This window comes from Nocardia sp. NRRL S-836 (assembly GCF_001279525.1).
Classification (GTDB): domain Bacteria; phylum Actinomycetota; class Actinomycetes; order Mycobacteriales; family Pseudonocardiaceae; genus Lentzea.
In genome coordinates this window covers 118,275-137,970 of record NZ_LGDY01000080.1, presented here as the reverse complement: position 1 = coordinate 137,970, position 19,696 = coordinate 118,275, and the positions used below count along the sequence as shown (strand labels likewise).

The following is a 19,696-nucleotide window of genomic DNA, read 5'->3' as shown; positions in this document are numbered from 1 at the left end:
GTGGCTGTTCACGGTGGCGCGCAACCTGATCGTCGACTGGATCCGCCGCGACAGGGCCCGTCCGGTGATCTTCGGCGACGACGACTTCGACCTGCTGCCTGGGCGTGGTGCCGACTTCGCCGACGAGGTGGTCAGCCGGTGCGTCGTGGACGAGGGGCTGGCGCGGCTCACCCCGACGCAGCGGCAGGCGCTGGAGCAGGTCTACCGGCTCGACCGCACCCGGCAGGGCGCGGCCGCCGTCATCGGGGTGCCGGTGGGGACCATGAAGTCACGGGTGCACAACGCGACCATCGCCATGACCGAAGCACTCGCGGGCCACGGCGTGACCGCCGCCGGCTGGTGATCAGGCAGGCAGGGAGACACCCAGGCTGGTGGCGATCTTCGCCGCCATGCTGCGCACCATCGGGGTGTTGAAGCCCGCGCACTCCGCCAGCGCCCGCACCCTGTGCTCACGGGCCAGTGCGGTGTCCTCGCGCTCGTCGGCCAGCTCCGCGAGCCACGCCAGGCTCTCGATCTTGTCCTCGATCGCCCGCGACGAGTCGAGGCCGTGCTGCAGCTGTTCTTCCGCCTCCCGCCACCGGCCCAGCCGGAGCAGCGCGATGCCGCGCAGCCGCTGCACCCGTGACACTGCCATCAACGCGCTGTGCTTGCGGAACAACGACTCCGCCTCGTCCAGCAGGCCGAGCGACCGCGCGGGATCACCCGACACCGTGAGCGTGTCGGCGAGCTTGGTCAGCGCCATCGTCAGCAGTTCCTCGCCTCGTCCGGCGTCAGCGGCTCGTCGCTCAGGCCGCGGCGAGCGGACCGAGTCGCGCCGCCACCAACCGGGCCCGCCGCCGCGGGTCCGGGACGAGCTCGAACCGCGTGAGCCACTCGGCCGACGGGTGCGTCGCGGGTTCGATCGGGCAGTACAGGCCGGGCCAGGTCACCACGTGACCCACAGGCGCAGGTGCCCGCCCATCACGTACTCGTCGCGTTCGGGGTTGTCGCCGTCCACGACGCGCAGCGCGGGGAACTCCGTGAACAGGCGGGAGAGCGAGACCTCGATCATCGCGCGGCCCAGTTCCAATCCCAGGCAGTGGTGCGGTCCGTGGCCGAACGCGACGTGGCCCCGCACCGGGCACCGCGCGTTCATCTCGTCAGGTGTGCGGGACAACGCCGGGTCGTGGTTCGCGGCGGAGAGCAGCGCGATGACGGGCTCGCCGCGCCTGATGCGGTGGCCGCCGATGACCACGTCCTCGGTGGCGACCCGGTCGATGCCGTACTGGACGATCGAGATGTGGCGCAGCAGCTCGTCCACCGCGCCGGCGCGCAGGTCCGGATCGTCGCCGGTGAGCGCGGCGCGCAGCCGGGGGTCGGCGGCCAGTTCGACGGCACCCTTCGAGATCATCCCCGCGGGCGCCTCGTACCCGGCCATCAGCAGCGTCACGCCCTGTTCGGCGATCTCGTCGGCGGTCAGGCCGGAACCGGTGACCAGATCGCTGATCAGGTCGTCCTGTGGACGGCGGGACCTGGTGTGGACGATCTTCGCCAGGTGGTCCAGCGCCGCCTGCGCGTACTCGTTCGCGTCCTGGGCCGCGATGCCGATGCGCATCAACTCGGCGGTGCTCCGCGCCGTCCAGCCGGAGGATGCGCGATGCCCGGACGACCGCCGTCTCGTCGTTGCGGTGCAGAGGAACGGCTCGCATGGCGAAGCCGCGTCCGGACAACACCGACCTGACCTCGGCGTGCCGCGTCACGAGCCACGCCGTCCGGCCACCGGCCAGCCGCACCCGCACGATCGGCGCACCGCCCCACCGGGGCAGGTACTCGGCCGCGATGTCGCCGGCACGCCGCGGTGGCCAGGGCAGGAGGCCGTCGGGAGGGTTCTCCCCTCCGGACACGGGGCCAGCTGTCATGCGGCTTCCACTCGCACCTATGCCGTCACGCGGCGATGCCGAAGGAGCGCAACCGGCGGTGCAACGTCGAACGGCTGATGCCCAGGTGCTCGGCGGCCTTCACGCGGTTGCCCCCGCACGTGCGCAGCGTCTTGATGATCAGTTCGTACTCGGTCTTCGCCATGAGGCTCCTGGGCTGCTTGGCGAAGTCGTTGCGGAAGCGTTCGGGCAGGTCGTGGACGGTGATCTCGCCGGCCGTGCGCAGCGCGAGCAGGTGCTCGACGAGGTCGTGCAGCTCGCGGAAGTTGTCCAGCCACGTGTGCCGCCGCAGCGCTTTCCACGCCGAGTCGGCGAAGCGCAGGCGACCGGTCGCGCCCAGCGCCGCCAGGTGGTCGTTCACGAGCGCGGGCAGGTCGTCCAGCCTGGTGCGCAGCGGCGGCAGCTCGACCCGGCCGACGCACCGCGCCGCGAACGCGCGGCCGTTGTCGTCCAGCTCGGCCAGCGGTCCGCTGGTCAACGCGATCCAGCAGGTGCCCGCGTCGAGCAGGTGCGCGAGCTTCACCACCTCGGCCGAACCGAGCGCGTCGATGTTCTCGACCACGACGAGACCGGGGTGCCGGGCCGCCAGCTGCTCGTGCCCGGGACGGGTCAGGTCGAGCCGCAGGACCGCGTTCGTCCCGGCCAGCTGCCGCACGGCCGTGGTCCGGCCGGTGCCGGGCTCACCCGCGACCAGCACGGGCAGGCGCCGCCGCCGGTAGTGCGGCAGCCGGGCGTCCACGACCGGGACCCTCGGCTGGCCCGCCGGAGCGCCCAGCCGGATGCGGTGCTCGATCTCCTCCGCGAACCGCCGCAGCAGCGGAAGGCTGAGCGGGCTGGCCATGTCGAGGGGGCAGACGAGGGCGAGCACCCCGGCCAGCCGTCCGGTCGACGGGGCGGTGATGGGGTACCCGTAGCAGGCGAAGTCCTTGAACCGCATGAGGAAGTGCTCCGTGCCGATCACCGCGACCGGCCGGCCCAGCTCGATGGTCAGCGAGATCGAGTTGGTCCCGGTGAGAGGTTCGGTGAACTGCCGGCCGACCACCACACCGGCTGCGTCGAGCTCGGTGACCAGCTGGGGCAGGCCGGGCCGCCGGTCCACGATCACCCCTGCCGCGTCCGCGAGAACGGCGGTGAACGGGCTGCCGGAGATGTCCTTCTCGAACCCGTTCAGGACGTCCGCGGCCAGCCGCCGCAGGGGGTGGCTGGACGGCACGGCCCGCACCGGCCGCACGCCCACCTCGCTCAACGGGCTCAGGCCGACCCGCCGCGAGCGGCGCCACGACGCCTCGATCTCGGGACGGACCACCGCTCTGCCGGTCAGGTCGGGTTCGCAACAGGTCATCTTCGTCTCCTGGACGGCGGCGCACGGCGGTGATCCGTGTGCAGGAAGGAAATGTGACAGCCGGATACGAGGAGAAACCTAGGAACACACCCACCCGCGAACCATGCAGAAGAACCTGCAGGAATTCACTTTCTGCCGGTCACGGCCAAACGACCTCCTATTTCGACCCGAATGAGCCGGGCAGGTCAGTAGAGACCGTCGAGCACCGATTCGTAGCGCTTTTCGATCTCCCTGCGGCGCGGCTTCAGCGACGTGGTCAGCAACGCGTCCTCGACGCTGAAATCGTGCTCCAGCACGGCGAACCGCTTGAGCTGCTCGTGCCGGGCCAGCTGACCGTTCACCTGCTCGACCGCCCGCCCGACCTCCGCCTGGACGTCGGACAGGCCCGCCGAGGTGTCGGGGTCCAGCGTCACCAGCGCCACGCAGTACTTCCTCCGGTCTCCGTGCACGATCGCGTTGCCGATGTACGGCGACGCGGCCTTGAGCAGCGACTCGATCCGTGCGGGCGCCACGTACTTGCCGCCGGAGGTCTTGATCAGCTCCTTCTTGCGGTCGGTGATCGTCAACCGGCCCAGCTCGTCGAGCTCCCCGATGTCACCGGTGTGCAACCAGCCGTCGACCAGGGTCTCGGCCGTCTCGGCGGCCCTGTTGTGGTAGCCGCGCATCACACCGGGTCCCTTGATCAGCACCTCGCCGTCGGCCGCGATCCGGACCTGCGTACCGGGGATCGGCGGCCCGACCGTGCCGATCTTGACGGAGCCGGGGCGGTTGACGAACGTGGCCGCGGACGACTCGGTCAGGCCGTAGCCCTCCAGAATGGGCAGTCCCGCTCGCGCGAAGAACTCCGCGATCTCGGGAGCGAGCGGCGCGGAGCCCGAGATGAAGTAGCGGATGCGGCCACCGACCTTGGCGCGCAGCTTGGCGTGCACCAGTCGATCGGCCAGCCAGGCGGTCGCCGGGCCGTGGTCGCGGTCCGCCCAGGTGAAGATCCGCTCCGCGATGCCGCCCTTCTCCCGGACCCCGGCCACGATCCGGCCGTGGATCTTCTCGAAGATCCGCGGCGCGGCGGCGACGATCGACGGCCGCAGCTCACCGAGGTTGTCCACGATCCGCTCCACCGCGCCGTCGACGGCGGTCGGCACCCCGGCGGCCATCATGGCCACGGTCAGCACCTTGCCGAACGAGTGGGCCAGCGGCAGCCACAGGAAGTGCAGGTCGTCGTCCCGCAGGATGTCCAGCGTGGCGAGGGCCTCGGCGGTCGTCAGCCAGTTGTCGTGGGTGAGCTCAACGCCCTTGGGCAGGCCCGTCGTGCCGGAGGTGTAGATCAACGTCGCCAGGTCGGACGGCTGGAGCGCGGCGATCAACGCCGAGTAGTCGCCGTCACCCTCCGGCATCTCGGCGAACCGCAGGACCCGGGCGTCCTGGACCATCGCCGCGTGCTCGTCGGTCTCGGCCACGACGATCCTGCTGCCGGAGTCCGCGACGATGTGCGCGACCTCGGCGGCGGTGCTGTTCGGGTAGATCGTGGTGGTCGCGCCGCCAGCGGCGAGCACGGCCAGGTCGGCGATGATCCACTCGATGGTGGTGCTGCCCATCAGCGCGACCCGGTCACCGCGCCCGAGGCCCAGCTCGCGCAGGCCGAACGCGACGCGCGCCACCCGGTCCTGCAGCTGTGCCCAGGTCAGCGAGACCCATCCGGCGCCGTCGCGGTACCGCATTGCCTCGCCGTCGGGCGTGCGGGTGACGCGGTCGCACAGCAGTCCGGGAATCGAGAGTGCCACGGTTGTTCTTCCCCTCTGCGGGCCTGGTGGTCGTTCACGGTCGATTCACGCCTCTTCTCGGCACGCTGCCAAGAGGCACCCCGGCGAGTTGTGTCAGGTTGCGACACCGGGCTGATCTCGCGGTGGGCGGACCGCATCCTGGACTGCGTGCACCTCCTTCCACGCGACGGGACCCCGGGATGCTCATCGCCCACGTAACCGACTCGTTCCACCCGCGGCTCGGCGGGATCGAACGTCAGGTCGCCGACCTGGCGGCGCGGCAGGCCGCCGCGGGGCACACCGTGCACGTGATCACGCGGCAGTGCGGTGCCTCCGGCGTCGATGCGGGGTTCCCCTTCACCGTCCACCGCGTGCCTGCCGGCTGGAGGGCGCACGGGCGGCTCAGGGCGGTTCTCGCCCCGCTGCGCCCTGATGTGGTCCACGCACACGCGAGCGTCGTCTCCCCGCTCGGATGGGCCGGGGTGGACGTGGCGGTCGAGCTCGGCGTGCGGGCCGTGGTGTCGGTGCACTCGCTGTGGGTGGGGCCGGGTGTCCTCGCGGCACGGCTGGCCGGGTTGAAGTCCTGGGCGCGCAACCGGGTGACGGTGGCGGCGGTCAGCTCACTCGCCGCTGACCGCGTTCGCCGCACGTGTCCGGAGCTGCCGGTCCACGTCACACCCAACGGGGTCGACGTGGGGTGGTGGCGGGTGCCGCGTCCACTGGACCGTCCCGCAGGCGTGCACGTCGTCGCGGTCGGCCGGCTGGTGGCCCGGCGGGAGCCGATGACGTTCCTGAAGGCGGTCCGCGAGGTCGCGGGCGCCGCGGACGTGCGCGTGACCGTGGCCGGGGACGGACCGGAGAGGGCGAGGGCGGAGGCGTACGTCCGGCGCTGCGGCCTGGCGTCCCGGGTGTCGTTCGCGGGTGCCCTGCGCCGCAACGACATCAGAGACCTGCTGGGCAGTGCCGACCTGTTCGTCAACCCGGCACGGCGCGAGGCGTTCGGCATCGCCACCGTGGAAGCACTTTCCGCCGGCGTGCCGGTCCTCGCGATGGCGGAGTCCGGGGTGAACGACTTCGTGCGGCACGGGAAGAACGGGTTCCTGTGCGAACCCGGGGTCGCACTCGCGGACGGGCTGTGGACGATGGTCACCGACCACGACCTGAGGCGCAGCACGGCGGGCTTCGCGCGAGACCACCCGCTGGACGCCTTCGACTGGAGCAGGGTGCTGGCCCGGTGGGACTCGCTGTACGCACCGGGCACCCTCCGCTCGCCTAGCGCCGATCCGCTGTCACACTGTCCAGGTAGGACCTGAGGTGGGCGGACACGAGCTCCGGGTTCCGGACGGGCGTGAGGTGACCACCTCCCGGGATCACCACGAAGGTCGCGCCCCGGATCGTCCGCGCCATCGCGGTCGTCGCCACGAGCGGCACCCAGTTGTCCCGTTCTCCGGCGATGACGAGCGTGTTCCGGTCGTGGAACCGCTCCAGTCCCGCGCGGTGGTCGGCGAACGAGGCGGCCGCCATGAACGCTTCCGTGACCTCGCTCGGCACCTCCGGCAGCAACCTCACGAGTCCGGCCCGGCGCAGCAGCGGGGTGAGGGCAAGGCTCGTGCGGCGGGCCGCGGGCAGGACCTTCCGCACCACCTGGACGGTGCGCCGGGCCGCAGCCTCGGAGATCTTCATCCAGTGCTGGGCCAGGCCGTTCGGAACGCTGTTGATCAGCACGACGCTGCGGACGAGGTCGTGGAAACCCTCTCTCAGCTGCTCGGCGAGCGCGGTGATCACCATGCCGCCCATCGAGTGACCGACGAGAACCACCGGTTCGTCCGGCGCCGCGGTCGTGATCACCACGTGCAGGTCGCGGGCGAGCTGCGCGATCGTCGCGGCACCGGGCTCGGTCTGACCGGAACCCCCGTGCCCGCGGTGGTCGTACAGCACCATCCGCGCCCGGCCGGTCAGCTCGCCGCGCTGGCGGCGCCAGAACCTGAGCGTGGTGTTGACGCCCGTGACGAACACGACCGTCGGCGCGTCCGGCTCGGCCTCCTGCACCTCGACGTGGAGCGCCACACCGTCGTCCGTGACCGCGCGGAGGTTCTCGTGGTTGGTCATTTCGGGAGTATTGCACGAGATTCCGGCCCGAAGAACGGAGTGACGACGTGATCGGGGCTACTGGTGCACGGCCGGTCGTCGCGCTGGGACTGCGAGCGGAGTTGTTGCGCCACAAACGGACCACGCAGACGCGCCTGGTTTTTTCCCTGGCCGTGGTTGTGCCGGTGCTGCTGGCGCTGGCATTTGTGGGTGCGCCGTCGTCCGCGCCGTGGCTCGGTGGTGACATCGAACAGCTCGCGACGGCGAGTGGCGGCAACTTCGCCATGTTCGTGCTGTTCGCGTCATGCCGTCTCGCGTTGCCGATGATCGTCGCCGTCTTCTTCGGTTCCGCCATCGCCTCGGAGGCGTCCTGGCAGTCGCTGAAGTACCTGCTGGCCATGCCCGTGCCCAGGGAACGGCTGTTGTGGGTCAAAGCCCTTGCCGCGTGGCTCAGGTGTGCCGCCGCGTTCGCCGTGGTGGCCGCGTCGGCTGTCGTGGCGGGCAGCATCGCGTTCGGCACACGTGATGCCGTGAGCCCCCTCGGGGACAGCATCTCCTACGAGTACTGCCTGTTGATGGTGGTGCAGATGATCGGGTACGAGTTGGTCCACCTGCTGTGGCTCGGTGGTGCGGCGCTCGCGGTGAGCGTGTCGACCGACCGGGTGCTGGTCGCGTGGGGCCTCCCGCTCGCCGTGTCGAACCTGTCGCAGATCCTCGACGACCTCCCGCTGCCCGACGGCGTGCGTGAGCTCCTGCCCAGCCACTTCGGGTTCGCGTGGCTGGACCTGACGACCACCGCTCCTGATTGGACATACGTCTCGAAGGGGGTGTTGTCCGCGTTGCTCTACTTCGCGGCGTTCTCCACGTTGGCCCACCACATCTTCCGGAAGAAGGACATCAAGTGGTGACCTGTCTGTTCTTCCACGCCCACCCGGACGACGAGGCGTTGCTCACCGCGGGCACGATGGCGCGGCTGAGCGCCGAGGGGCACCGCGTGGTGCTCGTCGTGGCGACCGCGGGAGAAGCCGGGCTGCTCGCGGGTGGCGGGGATCCGGGTGCGCTGCGCCGGGCCGAGCTGCGGTCGTCCGCCGCGGTGCTCGGCTGCGATCGCCTGGTGGAGCTCGGCTATCCCGACTCCGGGCTCCTCGGCTCCCCGGACGGCTTCTCTTCCCAAGACCCGTACCGGGTGGCCCTCAGGCTGGCGGACGTCCTGCGCGAGGAGAACGCGCGCATGCTGACCTCCTACGATCCCAACGGTGGCTACGGCCACCCCGACCACCGGCAGGTGCACGCGGTCGCGACACTGGCGGCGAGGCTCGCGCGCACACCGATCGTCCTTGAGGCCACTGTGGACCGGAGCTGGTACGCACGCGGGCTGAAAGCCGCGCGGCTGGCCGGGATCAAGCCGCCACCGGGTGCTGACCAGGTGTACAGCTCCCGCGCGGAGATCACGCACCGGGTCGACGTGCGGCCGTGGCTGGCCGACAAGCGCGCGAGCATGGCGGCACACGCCTCACAGGCGTCGTCTCCCGGTGGTGACACGAGAACGCTGGCGGCGCTGCTGAGGTTGCCGCGCCCGCTGTTCCGGCTGGCACTGGGAACGGAGTGGTACGTGCGGCGAGACGTGCCGGCCGGTACGCGGATGACGCACCCCTTGGCGGAGCTGTGCTGACGCGGGTGCTTGTGTCGGTGGCGTCGACCGGACTCGCGGTGGCGTTGCTGGTGATCGTCCTGCCGGGCATGTCCGGCGTGGACCTGCCGACCGTCGGCGCCGAGCTGGCGGAGGTCGAACCCGTGGTGCTGGCCGGGTTGACGGTCCTGGCGATGGCGGTGCTGTGGTGCGGGAACTACGTCATCACGGGCTCGTTGCCGGGGATGACGCAGTCGCACGCGTTCCAGCTGGCCGCGGTCGGCACGGCGGTCAGCAACGTCGTCCCGCTCGGCGGCGTGGTCGGCACCACCACGGCGTTCCTCATGGGCACCAGCTGGGGCCACAGCGTGCCGGCGATCGGGGTGTCCGTGACGCTGACCGGCGTCTGGAACCTCGTCGGCCGCCTGGTGTTCCCGTCGCTCGTGCTGCTGGCCGCCGCCGGGTTCGGCTTCCACACCGGCAACCAGGTGCTCTGGTACGGACTGGCGGCCGCGGCCGCGCTCGTCGCCGGTGGGGTCGTGCTGACCCGCAGGCGCACGATCGACCTGGTCACGCGACTGCTCACCCGCCTGCTCGGCGACCGCCTGGGCAGCGCGTTCCCCGGCGTCACCGACCTCGCCTTCACCGTGGTCAAGCGGAACTGGCGGCAGATGACCATCGCGACGTGCGTCGTGTCGGTGTTGCACGGTGCGTTGCTGTGGGCGTGCCTGGCCGCGGCGGGAACGTGGGTGGAACCGGGTTCGGCGGTGGTGCTGTTCGCGGTCAGCCGGATGCTCACGCTGGTGGTGATCACGCCAGGAGCCACCGGTGTCACCGAGGGCGGAACCCTGGCGCTGCTGCTCTCGTGGGGTCACGCGGGTCCTGAGGCGGCAGCGGGCGTGCTGCTGTTCACGCTCTTCACCACCTGCCTGGAGTCACTGGTGGGCGGCCTTTGCTGGATGTGGTGGACCCTGCGGCGCGATCGCACGGCCCGCCAGGCCGCTGCCGGTGGGTGAGGGGAACATGCCGGATCCTTCCGCCCGGATCTTCGAGCGGCTGAGCACCGTTGAGGTTCCGACCGGCGCACAACGCCATTTCGCGGTGGCGCACGTGCTGGGCGGTGGTGTCGCGGGCCTGCTCGCCGCGCGGGTGCTGGCCGACCACGCCGACCGGGTGGTGATCATCGAACCCGACGGCGCCGGCTCGGCCGGCGAGGTGCGTCCCGGGGTGCCGCAGGGCTCTCAGGCGCACGCGTTGCTGCCGGGTGGCCAGCGGCAGATCGAACGCTTCTACCCCGGACTGGTGGCGGAAGCGCTCGGCGCGGGCGCCGTGTGGTGCGAGCCGGACCGGTTCGTCGACCACGTGGACGACGTGACGCAGGTAGTCACGCCCAACGCGGCGGTCATGTCGAGCACCCGGCCGTTCCTCGAACGCCTGATCCGGCGGCGCACCCTGGCACTGCCGAACGTCCGGCTCGTCGGAGGAAAAGCCACCGGCCTGCAGTACTACGGCGACGAGGTGGTGGGGGTGCGCTACCGGACCGGTGGCGCCGAGACCGTCACCGGCACCGATTTCGTCGTCGACGCCACCGGCCGGTCGAGCCGGATCGGCGACTGGCTGGGCGAGGGCGGCTGGGCCGCACCGCCGCTGGAACGCCTCCGGGTCGACATCCGCTACCTCACCGCGCGGTTCGAGCGGTCCGCGGGCTGGACCGGACCGCTCACCGGGATCTACCGCCGCTCGCCCCGCTACGCGCCGGTCGAGCCGCTCAGAGGGGCGGCCGCCACGGCTGTCGAGGGCCGGCGGTGGTCGGTCATGGTGCACCACACGGGAATCACCGCCGCCGACTTCGTGGAGCACTGCCGCGCACTCCCGCCGATCTTCCGGGAAGCCGTCAGCGGACCGGTGGTCGGCGAGGTCGTGCCGTACCGCCACCCCGACAACCGGTGGCGCCACTTCGAGTCAGTGCAACGCTTTCCCGCGAGGCTTGTCGCCGTCGGTGACGCCGTCGCGTCGTTCAACCCCGTTCACGGCCAAGGCATGTCCTCGGCCGCACTGCACGCGTCCTGCCTGTCGGAGTTCCTGCGGTCCGGCCCGGATCCCGGTCGTCACGCGCGTGAGTTCTTCGAGCTGCAGAAGGTGGTCGTCGAGGCGGCCTGGACCACGTCCTCCAGCGGCGACCGGGCCGGGCGGAGGTCGGAGGTGCAGCAGGTGCTGACGGCCGCTGTCCGGGACGTGCGGGTCGGCACCGCCGTCCGCGCCGTCACCTTCCTGACGGCGCACCCGTCGACACTGGCCGACCCGGCTCTGGTGGCACGCGCGATGCGGGTCAACGGCACGCGCGCGAACCGTTCCCCTCGATTGGAGATCCCTGATGCCACGTGAGTTCGACCTGGCGCCGGAGGCGATGCACCCCCACGCGGGGCTGCTCGAAGCCGACCTCGCCTCGTGGGTGCGCCGGGCGGGGCTGCCGGAAGACCAGGTCCTGCGGGACGGCGTGGCACGGCTGACCGCCGGGGTCCTGCCGTCAGCGCGGACCGAACGCCTGGTCGCGCTGGCCCGCTGGTTCGCGGTGCTGTTCTGGCTGGACGACAGGTCCGACCACGACCAGGCGGATCCGGAGGAGGTCGGCAGGACGTCCCGGTCGTTGCTCGCGGCGATGACCGGCAGCGCCGCAGCGGGTCCTCTCGCGACAGCGGTCGGTGAGGAATGGCGTGATGTCAGCGAGCCCATGTCGCAGGAGTGGAAGGCGCGTGCGCTCAAAGCCTTCGCCTGGCACGGTGAAGCGCTCGCGGCGGAGGCCCGGCGCAGACGCCTCATGCCGACCCGCGCGAGCTACGGCGACCTGAGGCCGTGGACCAACGGGGTGTTCCTCTACCACCTCATGGAACCCCTGCACGACGTACAGCTTCCGCACGAGTTCGCGGAATCACTGCTCTGGCACCTGATCGTGCACACCGCGAGCGACATCACGGCGTGGCGCAACGACATCGCCTCAGCGGAACGAGAAGCCGGGTCCGGTGACCTGGAGAACCTCGTGCTCATCGCGATGCGCACCGAGTCGTTGACGCTGGATCAGGCGGTGCGGCGGATCGATGACGAGATCTCGGCACGCTGCGAGGACTACGTCGGCCACGAGCGGTCGGCGCTGGAACAGGCCAGGACGTGGTGCGCCCCCGAACGCGCGGCTCTGCGGTTGGTGTTGAACGGCATCCGGTCCGCACTCGCCGGACACGCGCGCTGGCTGAGCGGGTCCGGCCGGCACACCGCCGTTCCACCGGGAGATCGCAGGCATCCGCACGGTGTTCGTGGCGTGGATGTCGCACATTGACACACCGGTCCCGATCGGCTGGAACGGCAGGTGATCGGCGAGCTAGCTTCGCAACCACCCCGCTGTCGAACACCCCGGATGGAGACGTGCAGATGAACGACGTGCTCATCGTCGGTGCCGGCCCGGCGGGTCGTGCGCTCGGCGCCGAGTGCGCCCGGCAGGGCCTGCGCGTGGTGCTGGTGGAGGAGCACCCGGACCGGCCGTGGCGCCAGACGTTCGGCGCGTGGGCCGACGAACTGCCCGCGGGCGTTCCGGTCGCGGCCACCGCATCCGTGCTGCGTGCCGTCACCACCGCCGAACACACCATCACCCGGCCCTACTCCGTTGTGGACACCGGACGACTGCGCGACTGGCTCACCGCACCGGACCCGGTGGTGCACCGAGGTCGAGCGGTGCACGCGATCCGCGGTGCCGCCGGCACGACCGTCCGCCTCGCCTGCGGACGAGAGCTGTCCGCGACGCTGGTCGTCGACGCGAGCGGGCACCACCGGGCACCCGCCGGTCACGTGCCCGCCGCGCAGACCGCGTACGGGCTGAAGCTGCCGCAAGAACGGGTGGCCGAGCTGGTGCGGCCGGGTGAAGCGCTGTTCATGGACTGGACCCAGCCCGCCGCGACCGCAACGGACTGGCCGACGTTCCTCTACGGCGTGCCGCTGGGCGACGGCCGTGTGCTGCTGGAGGAGACCTCCCTGGCTCGCCGGCCCGGACTTCCGCTGCGCGAGTTGCGGACCAGGTTGCTGAGCCGGCTGCACGCACGTGGTGTGCGGACCGACGACGTCGAGGTGGAGAAGGTCCACTTCCCGGTGGAACAACCGGCGCACCGCTCGGCAGGCGTGCCGTCGTTCGGCGCCGCCGCCGCGATGACGCACCCGTCCACCGGGTACGGCCTCGCCACGTCCCTGGAGCTCGCCTCGTCCGCGGCCGCCGCCGTCGCGCGGTCTCTGTCCGCCGGTCCCGCGGCAGCCGAGAACGCCTTCCGCAAGGTCGTCTGGCCCGCGCCGGCGAAGCTCGTGCACCGGCTGCGCCGCCGTGGCCTGGAAGCGGTGCTCGCCATGCCGCCCAGGGACGTGCCGCGCTTCTTCGACGCCTACTTCAAGCTGCCCGAGCACCACCAGCGCGCCTACCTGTCCGGTCGCACGGACCTGCTGGGCACGCTGCACGCGATGAGCGCCATGTTCGTCCGCGCGGACTGGCCGGTGCGGTTGCGCACCGTTCTCGCGGCACTGGATCCGCGGGTACCCGGAGCGGCGGCATGAGCCTGACAGACTTGCCCGACCTCGCCGAGAGCATGTTCCTGCAAGGCGCTTTCTCGCCGGTGCTGGGCGAACGAACGGTGCACCGGCTGCGGGTGAGCGGCACGCTGCCGCCCGAGCTCGACGGCCTGTTCACCCAGATCGGACCGAACCCGGTGCAGGAGCCCAGAAAACGCGGGGCAGCTGACTACTCGTGGTTCACCCAGGACGGCATGGTGTCCGGGGTGCGGCTCAGCGACGGTGACGCGTTGTGGTTCCGCAACCGCTGGATCCGCTCGCGCCGCGCCGCCAGGCACCTCGGCGTACCCCGCCCGCCCGGCCCTCGGCACTTCTTCAACGACACCGTGCACACCAACGTCGTCTACCACGGCAACATGCTGCTCGCGCTCGTCGAAACAGGGTGCGTCCCGGTCCGGCTCGACAGCGAGCTGAACACGGTGGCGTACACCGATCTCGGAGGCACGCTGCCGCGCGGTTTCGCGGCCCACCCCAAGCTCGACCCGGTGACGGGCGACCTGGTGGCCATCGCGTACTCGCCGTTGCGCACCAAGGCCGACTACATCGTGGTGAGCCCGCAGGGCGAGGTGCGCAAGCTGGAGCGCCTGCCGCTCGGGGGCCGGCCGATGGTGCACGACTTCGCGCTGACCCGCAACCACGTCGCCCTGTTCGACCTCCCGGTGCGGTTCGACCTCGCCCACGCGGCAACCGGGCGGTTCCCGTTCCACTGGCACGAACGGCACCGCACCAGACTCGGCGTCCTGCCGCGCGCCGGTACCGCGCGGGACCTGCGCTGGTTCGACATCGACCCGTGCTTCGTCTTCCACGTGGTCAGCGCGCACGAGCAGGGCAGCCGGGTGGTGGTGCGCGCCCTGCGGTACCGCGAGGCGTTCACCGGCACCGCCGCCGGGCCGATCACCGAGGGGGCGGTCCTGTGGGAGTGGACCGCGGACCTCGCCACGGGCCGTGCCACGGAACGACAGGTGGACGACCACGCCCAGGAGCTGCCACGCTCCGACCCGCGCCGGACCGGAGCGCCGGCCCGCTACCACTACGCGGTCAGCGGACAGATCGTGAACCGCACCCCGGACGCGTTGCTGAAGCACGACCACGTCGCTGAACGCACCGAGGCGCGCGACGACGGCGGTGTCCCCAGCGAACCGGTGTTCGTCCCCCGCGGTGCCGGCGAGGACGACGGGTGGATCCTGCACTTCCGCTGGAACCCCGGCACGGACACGTCCGATCTGGTCGTGCTGGACGCACTGGACTTCACCGGCGTACCGGTGGCGGTGGTGCACCTGCCGTTCCGCGTGCCCTACGGCTTCCACTCCAGCTGGATCACGGCGGACGAGCTCAGCTCGGTGGACGCGGCTCCGGCGACGAAGAACCGAGCACAGAAGGACTTCCGATGAGCACGAACTACCCCCAGCCGCCGTGGCGGCTCAACGGCCAGTCGTACGCCGGGATCTACCGCTTCCCGGCCGCCCTGACACCGCGCCTGCCCGCCGGAGTGGTTCCGGTCACGCTCGCCGGAACCGCGTTCGCCGCCGTCATGTGGGTCGACTACCAGCGGGGCAGCGTCCTGGAGTACCGCGAGTTCCTGGTCGGCGTGCTGTGCCGGGCCGATCGCAAGATCTGCCTCACCACCGTGTCCATCTGGGTGGACGACCACCGCTCGCGGGTGGGCGGCCGGGCGTTGTGGGGGATCCCGAAGGAGATGGCGAAGTTCTCGTTCCGGCACGGGACGCACGCCGAGCTGGAGATGCTGGTCGGCGAGGCGGGCGGTGTGACCGGGTCGTTCCGGTCAGGCCTGACCCTGCCGTTCAGCATGCCGTTGACCGTCCGGCTGGTGCAGGACCTCGGCGGCAAGCGCCGGTTCACCAGGTTGCGTTCGCGGTGCCGGCTGACGTTCGGCCGCGCCACGCTCGTCCCCGACCTGCCGGAGCTCGACTTCCTGGCCCGGGGCAAAGCGATCGCGCACGTGGGCCTGCGCGACTTCCGGGCGCTGTTCGATGTCTGAGCGGGAGAACCTGCTGGACCGGTTGCTGGTGGCGAGGTTCCGCCGCATCTGCCGCCGCAACTCCGGGTTCGGCTCCGGCCAGCCGGGCTACGCGGGCGCCATGGACCAGGTCCGGCAGATCGCCGAGACGGGCGAGGAACGCCGACGTTCGATCATCGACGCGGACCTGAGGGACCTGTTCTCCCGCCCGGTGCTCGCGCTGTCGCGCCCGATCGCCCGCAGGTGGCCGGACCGGCTGGCGCGGGTGGTCGTGCTGGTGATGCCCGTCGGTTTTCGCTGGCTGGTGGGGCCGATGGCGGTCCGGGACGCCACGACGGTCGAGATCCCGCGGTGCCGCTTCCTGGCCGAGGGCGGTGAGCAGGCGTGCCTGCGCGTGTGCCGGACACCGACGGCGCGTTTCTTCACCGAGCAGGTGGGGTTGCCCACAGAGCTGCGTCCCGACCTGACGGCGGGCAGCTGCACGATCCGCTTCGGCACCTCCGCCGTCAACCGGTGAACAACCGGTTTCCGGCGCGTTTCGGCGTGATGGCCGGACCGTTTCCGCCGGGAGATGTCGGCGACACGACCTCCTGAAGCGTGCCGGAACCTGCTGGCTGCGCCCCACATCCGGCGCCGCTACCAGGCAGGACGCCCGGCAGAACCGGCCGACAGCGCTTCTGGCGGGTGTGGATAATTCGACCCATGACGAGGCCGATCGTGGACGACTCCTCCGACACGCTCAGGGAGCTGCTCAAGACCTACCGCGTTCGAGCCGGCCTCACCCAGGAAGAACTGTCCGACAGGTCCGGCATCAGCGTCCGGGCCATCAGCGACATGGAACGGGGGACGGCGAAGAGCCCGCAGCGCAGGACGATCGAGTCGCTCGCCCCGCCGCTGGCCCTGACCGACGAGGAACTGACCCGGCTGCAGAAGGTCGCGAAGCAGGCGCGCACCCGGCCGGTCTCCTACTCCACCTCCACGACCACGTCGCGGACGCCGTCGCCGAGCATCGGTGATCCGCTGCTGCTGGGCATGCTTCCGCCGGACCTCAACGACTTCACCGGCCGTGAGCACGCACTCGACGAGCTGAGCGCGATCGCCGCCGAGCTGACGGACCCGAGCAGGCGCTCGGGCCGGTACGTGGTGCTGAGCGGGCCTCCCGGCACCGGGAAGACCAGTCTCGCGGTGCGCGCGGCCCGTGACCTCGCCGCGGAGTTCCCCGACGGCTGCCACTTCCTGAAGCTGCGGGGCATGTCGGCCCAGCCGAACCCGCCCAGCGAGGTGCTGCACCTGCTGCTGCGGTCGCTGGGCATCAACGCCGCACACATCCCGGCCGAGCCCGAGCAACGGGCGAGCCTGTGCCGGTCGTTGCTCCAGGACCGCCGGAGCCTCATCGTCCTCGACGACGCGGCCGACGAAGCCCAGGTGCGCCAGCTGCTGGCCGGCGGGCCGCGCTGCCTCACCGTGATCACGAGCCGGCACCTGCTGGTGGGACTGCACGGTGTACAGCGGATCAGCCTGGACGTGCTCGACCACGACGACGCCGTCGCACTGCTGTCGAGCGTCATCGGGCCGACGAGGGTGGCGCAGGAACGTGCGGCGGCGAGCGAGCTCGTCGAGCTGTGCGGGCGGCTGCCGCTCGCGATCCGCATCATCGGCAACCGCCTCGCGAGCCGGCCGGTGTGGCCGCTGACCCACCTCATCGGCCAGCTCCGCGACCAGAGCAGGCGACTGACCGCGCTGACCGCCGGTGATCTGGACGTCCGCAGCGTGTTCGACCTGTCCTACCGCCAGCTCTCCCCGAACGCGGCCACGGCCTTCCGCAGGCTCTCGCTGGTGCCGGCGGCGGACTTCTCGGCGGGTGCGGCGATGGCCCTGATCGACGCGCCGGAAGAGGACGACGCCGCCATCCTGCTGGAGGAGCTCGCCGACGCGAGTCTGCTGCAACCATCACAACCCTATGGCCGCTACCAGTTCCACGACCTCCTCCGGGTGTTCGCGGGGGAGCGCCTGGCCCAGGAGGAGACCCCAGACGCCGTGGCCGAGGCGGAGAACCGCCTCGTCGACTGGCTGATGCGCACGGCGACGGCGGCGGGCTGCTACTTCGCGCCGACCGACGGGGTGGTCGTGCCACCGGCCGCGACGCCGTCGTTCAGCGACCACCTCGGCGCCGGACGCTGGCTGGAGGAGGAGGCGCAGAACTGGCTGGCCGCCGTGAAGAGCAGCTTCGACCGTGGCGAACACCAGAAGGTGCTCGACCTGGCCGCGGTCATGCACTGGTACGCGGAGCTGGGCGGCACCGAGACCGTCTGGGACCTGCTCGACGTCGCGGTGAGGTCGGCGGTCGCGACGGACCACCGGTTCTACGAGGCCGTGCACCGCCACTACCTGTCCTGGGTGCGCCGGTCCCAGATGGGCCTGGACACCCACGAGGCCGTCGAGCTGTCGCAGCAGGCCATCGACGCCGCGGCGGCGCAGGGCAACGCGGTCCACGAGGCCTGGGCGCGCGTCTACCTCGCGAACACGAAGCTCAGCTCCGGCACCCCGGTCGACTACCCCGAGTTGATGGGCGAGGCGGTGCGGTTGTTCGAGCAGGCCGACTACCGGCTCGGGGTCAACCTGGCGCGCTTCATGCTGGCGGGCTATCTCCACGAGATCGGCAGGACGGAGGAGGCTGCCGAGCAGTACGCCGTCTGCCTTCAGTACTTCGAGCACCCGTACGACGGCCGCAAGACCCCGTCGGACGACATCAACTACGCGAACCTGCTGCTGCGTTCGTCGCACAACCTGGCCGCGCTGGACCAGGTCGACCGGGCGCTCGGTCAGCTCGACATGGCGCTCGACCTGTTCGAACGCCACGGCGGGACGATGGGGCGAGCCCGCACGCTCCAGGCCAGCGGCCAGTTCCTGCGTCAGAAGGGCGAGCTCCGGCAGGCGCACGCCAGGCTGGCCGAGGCGCTCGACCTGTTCGAGCGGGCCGGGTTGCCGCAGTCCCAGGTGGAAGTGCTGGCCGAGATGGCCGAGCTGTCCGACCAGCTGCGCGATCCGGTGGCCGCGCGAGGCGAACGCGAGCGCGCGATGTCGCTGTGCGACCGGCTCGACCCCGCCGAGGCCGCGAAGCTGCGGAAGAACCTGACCGAACAGCTCAACGCCTCGTAGGCGCTGCCGCGGTGAGGTGAGTGAAGTCCCGCGGCTTGGCCGGCTACCCGACGGACCTCCAGAACCGGGCCAGCACCTCCGCGCCGCGCTTCGGGTCCTGCACCATCCACCAGTGACCGAGCCCGTCCAGCACCTCGACGCGCGCCCCCGCCCGCTGCGCGGCGCGTCGGCGGCTGATCTCGCTGCCCACGTACGTGTCCTCGGTGGCCAGGATCGTCAGTCCCGGCCGGGCGGCGGCCTTGCCGAGGTCGCGGCGCGCCTCAGCCAGCGCTTCCGGCCCGAGCGACCGGTAGAGGGCGAGCACCGCCCGTCCCATGGCCGGTCCCTGGTGTTCGGCGATGGCGGTCGCGATGTCCGTGCTCATGCCGACCGCGCGCAGTCCGGCGGCGCGTTCCTCGACCGTGCTGCCCGACATGGCGGCGACGAGTTCCTCACCGAGTCCTGGTGTCCGCCACATCCGGGCCCTGTCGTGCCACACGTAGTCCTCGTCGAAGACGCCGACGACGTCGCTGACCCAGCTGCGCACCAGATCCGGCCGGTGCATCGCGACGCTCACGACGTGGAAACCACCGCAGTCGTGCCCGACGAGGTGAGCGGGTTCATCGAGACGTTCCAGCTCCGCCACGAGCCAGTCGCGATAGGCCAGATGTGTCGCGGCGAAGTCCTCGGGCAGTTCGGCGCCGAATCCCGGCGGTGAGAGGCACACGACGTCATCGCGCCCCAGCGCCTCGGTCAACGGACCCCAGATCGCGTCGGTTTCCGGGTTCCCGTGCACCAAGATCGTCGTCACGCCACGATGGTAGTGCCCAGGACCTGTGAGACAGGGACGACGTCTTCCGGGCGGCTCACCTGCACCGTGACCACATCTGCAGGAACTGCCGGTCGGTCCTGCCGCCGTTCCTGCGTGGTGGCGGCGACGTCGATGCGGTGTGCTTGATGTGCGAAGGCCACCCCATCACTCCCCGAGGAGCAGACATGTTGCTGCAGGACCGCACTGTCGCAGGCGACGAGGACCTGGTCGCCGTCCGCCTCTCCCGCCGGGAGATCCGCGACCTCGATCCCGGCGAGCTCGGCATGCGGATCGCGAAGGCGGCTCGCCGCCGCACCACCTTCGCGGAGCTCGCGCCCGCGACCGGTCACACCATTCAGGACCTCCTGCTGGGAGAGGTCACGTGGGAGGAGCTCGAAACCGAGCGCAGTGCCTTCGAGCGCCTCGACTAG

20 protein-coding genes are annotated in these 19,696 nt (G+C 71.2%); 13 read left to right on the top strand and 7 right to left on the bottom strand.

Annotation, left to right across the window (positions count from 1 at the left end):
• Window positions 1–343, top strand: a 343-nt coding sequence (locus tag ADL03_RS09430; protein WP_053732988.1) for a sigma factor-like helix-turn-helix DNA-binding protein, incomplete at its 5' end; no start/stop codon positions are given.
• Here ADL03_RS09430 and ADL03_RS09425 read toward each other — a convergent pair.
• The 5 genes from ADL03_RS09425 to ADL03_RS09410 all read right to left on the bottom strand — a co-directional run bounded on the left by ADL03_RS09425 (window position 344) and on the right by ADL03_RS09410 (window position 5,039).
• The gene (locus tag ADL03_RS09425; protein ID WP_053732987.1) at window positions 344–742 is read right to left on the bottom strand and encodes a hypothetical protein; all 399 of its coding nucleotides are present in this window, start codon (window positions 740–742) and stop codon (window positions 344–346) included.
• 43 nt (window positions 743–785) lie between these two features.
• Window positions 786–929: a hypothetical protein gene (locus ADL03_RS46805; protein WP_157528397.1), complete on the bottom strand. Its 144-nt coding sequence runs from the start codon at window positions 927–929 to the stop codon at window positions 786–788.
• A complete protein-coding gene (locus tag ADL03_RS09420) occupies window positions 926–1,594 on the bottom strand; it encodes a cytochrome P450 (protein WP_053732986.1) in 669 nt (222 codons plus the stop codon). The genes ADL03_RS46805 and ADL03_RS09420 overlap by 4 nt, the downstream gene beginning before the upstream one ends.
• A gap of 329 nt (window positions 1,595–1,923) precedes the next feature.
• Window positions 1,924–3,258 carry a helix-turn-helix domain-containing protein gene (locus ADL03_RS09415; RefSeq protein ID WP_157528395.1) on the bottom strand — a complete coding sequence of 445 codons (1,335 nt, stop codon included), beginning with the start codon at window positions 3,256–3,258 and terminating at the stop codon, window positions 1,924–1,926.
• Between the two features lie 185 nt (window positions 3,259–3,443).
• A complete protein-coding gene (locus tag ADL03_RS09410; protein WP_053732984.1) occupies window positions 3,444–5,039 on the bottom strand; it encodes a long-chain fatty acid--CoA ligase in 1,596 nt (531 codons plus the stop codon).
• Between the two features lie 179 nt (window positions 5,040–5,218).
• On the opposite strand from ADL03_RS09410, the gene ADL03_RS09405 reads away from it, so the two are divergent.
• Complete coding sequence (locus tag ADL03_RS09405; protein WP_053732983.1) at window positions 5,219–6,331, top strand: glycosyltransferase family 4 protein; 1,113 nt, start codon at window positions 5,219–5,221, stop codon at window positions 6,329–6,331.
• Here the strand turns inward: ADL03_RS09405 and ADL03_RS09400 are convergent.
• Window positions 6,291–7,127 (bottom strand): alpha/beta fold hydrolase, encoded by an 837-nt coding sequence (locus ADL03_RS09400; protein WP_053732982.1) that lies wholly within the window; start codon window positions 7,125–7,127, stop codon window positions 6,291–6,293. The genes ADL03_RS09405 and ADL03_RS09400 overlap by 41 nt on opposite strands.
• 47 nt (window positions 7,128–7,174) lie before the next feature.
• Between ADL03_RS09400 and ADL03_RS09395 the strand changes: the two genes are divergently transcribed.
• The 10 genes from ADL03_RS09395 to ADL03_RS09350 all read left to right on the top strand — a co-directional run bounded on the left by ADL03_RS09395 (window position 7,175) and on the right by ADL03_RS09350 (window position 18,475).
• Window positions 7,175–8,014 (top strand): ABC transporter permease, encoded by an 840-nt coding sequence (locus ADL03_RS09395; protein WP_082373010.1) that lies wholly within the window; start codon window positions 7,175–7,177, stop codon window positions 8,012–8,014.
• Window positions 8,011–8,778, top strand: coding sequence for a PIG-L deacetylase family protein (locus ADL03_RS09390; protein ID WP_231641696.1), 768 nt, complete (start codon window positions 8,011–8,013; stop codon window positions 8,776–8,778). Before ADL03_RS09395 ends, ADL03_RS09390 begins: the two co-directional genes overlap by 4 nt.
• Window positions 8,779–8,783: 5 nt before the next feature.
• On the top strand, window positions 8,784–9,752 hold the full coding sequence (locus ADL03_RS09385) for a lysylphosphatidylglycerol synthase domain-containing protein (protein WP_157528393.1): 969 nt from the start codon (window positions 8,784–8,786) through the stop codon (window positions 9,750–9,752).
• A gap of 7 nt (window positions 9,753–9,759) precedes the next feature.
• Complete coding sequence (locus ADL03_RS09380) at window positions 9,760–11,121, top strand: NAD(P)/FAD-dependent oxidoreductase (RefSeq protein ID WP_053732979.1); 1,362 nt, start codon at window positions 9,760–9,762, stop codon at window positions 11,119–11,121.
• Window positions 11,111–12,067 (top strand): hypothetical protein, encoded by a 957-nt coding sequence (locus tag ADL03_RS46800; RefSeq protein WP_053732978.1) that lies wholly within the window; start codon window positions 11,111–11,113, stop codon window positions 12,065–12,067. The genes ADL03_RS09380 and ADL03_RS46800 overlap by 11 nt, the downstream gene beginning before the upstream one ends.
• Before the next feature lie 92 nt (window positions 12,068–12,159).
• On the top strand, window positions 12,160–13,323 hold the full coding sequence (locus ADL03_RS09370) for a lycopene cyclase family protein (RefSeq protein WP_053732999.1): 1,164 nt from the start codon (window positions 12,160–12,162) through the stop codon (window positions 13,321–13,323).
• A complete protein-coding gene (locus ADL03_RS09365) occupies window positions 13,320–14,729 on the top strand; it encodes a carotenoid oxygenase family protein (RefSeq protein WP_082373007.1) in 1,410 nt (469 codons plus the stop codon). The genes ADL03_RS09370 and ADL03_RS09365 overlap by 4 nt, the downstream gene beginning before the upstream one ends.
• Window positions 14,726–15,337 (top strand): acetoacetate decarboxylase family protein, encoded by a 612-nt coding sequence (locus tag ADL03_RS09360; RefSeq protein ID WP_053732976.1) that lies wholly within the window; start codon window positions 14,726–14,728, stop codon window positions 15,335–15,337. Before ADL03_RS09365 ends, ADL03_RS09360 begins: the two co-directional genes overlap by 4 nt.
• Window positions 15,330–15,833, top strand: a complete 504-nt coding sequence (locus ADL03_RS09355) for a beta-carotene isomerase domain-containing protein (RefSeq protein WP_053732975.1) — start codon at window positions 15,330–15,332, stop codon at window positions 15,831–15,833. Before ADL03_RS09360 ends, ADL03_RS09355 begins: the two co-directional genes overlap by 8 nt.
• A gap of 185 nt (window positions 15,834–16,018) precedes the next feature.
• Entirely contained in the window at window positions 16,019–18,475 is a 2,457-nt protein-coding gene (locus ADL03_RS09350) for an NB-ARC domain-containing protein (protein ID WP_053732974.1), read from the top strand.
• Between the two features lie 43 nt (window positions 18,476–18,518).
• Here ADL03_RS09350 and ADL03_RS09345 read toward each other — a convergent pair whose 3' ends face one another.
• Entirely contained in the window at window positions 18,519–19,265 is a 747-nt protein-coding gene (locus tag ADL03_RS09345) for an alpha/beta fold hydrolase (protein ID WP_053732973.1), read from the bottom strand.
• A 185-nt stretch (window positions 19,266–19,450) separates the two neighbouring features.
• Between ADL03_RS09345 and ADL03_RS09340 the strand changes: the two genes are divergently transcribed.
• Window positions 19,451–19,696, top strand: coding sequence for a hypothetical protein (locus ADL03_RS09340; RefSeq protein ID WP_197288219.1), 246 nt, complete (start codon window positions 19,451–19,453; stop codon window positions 19,694–19,696).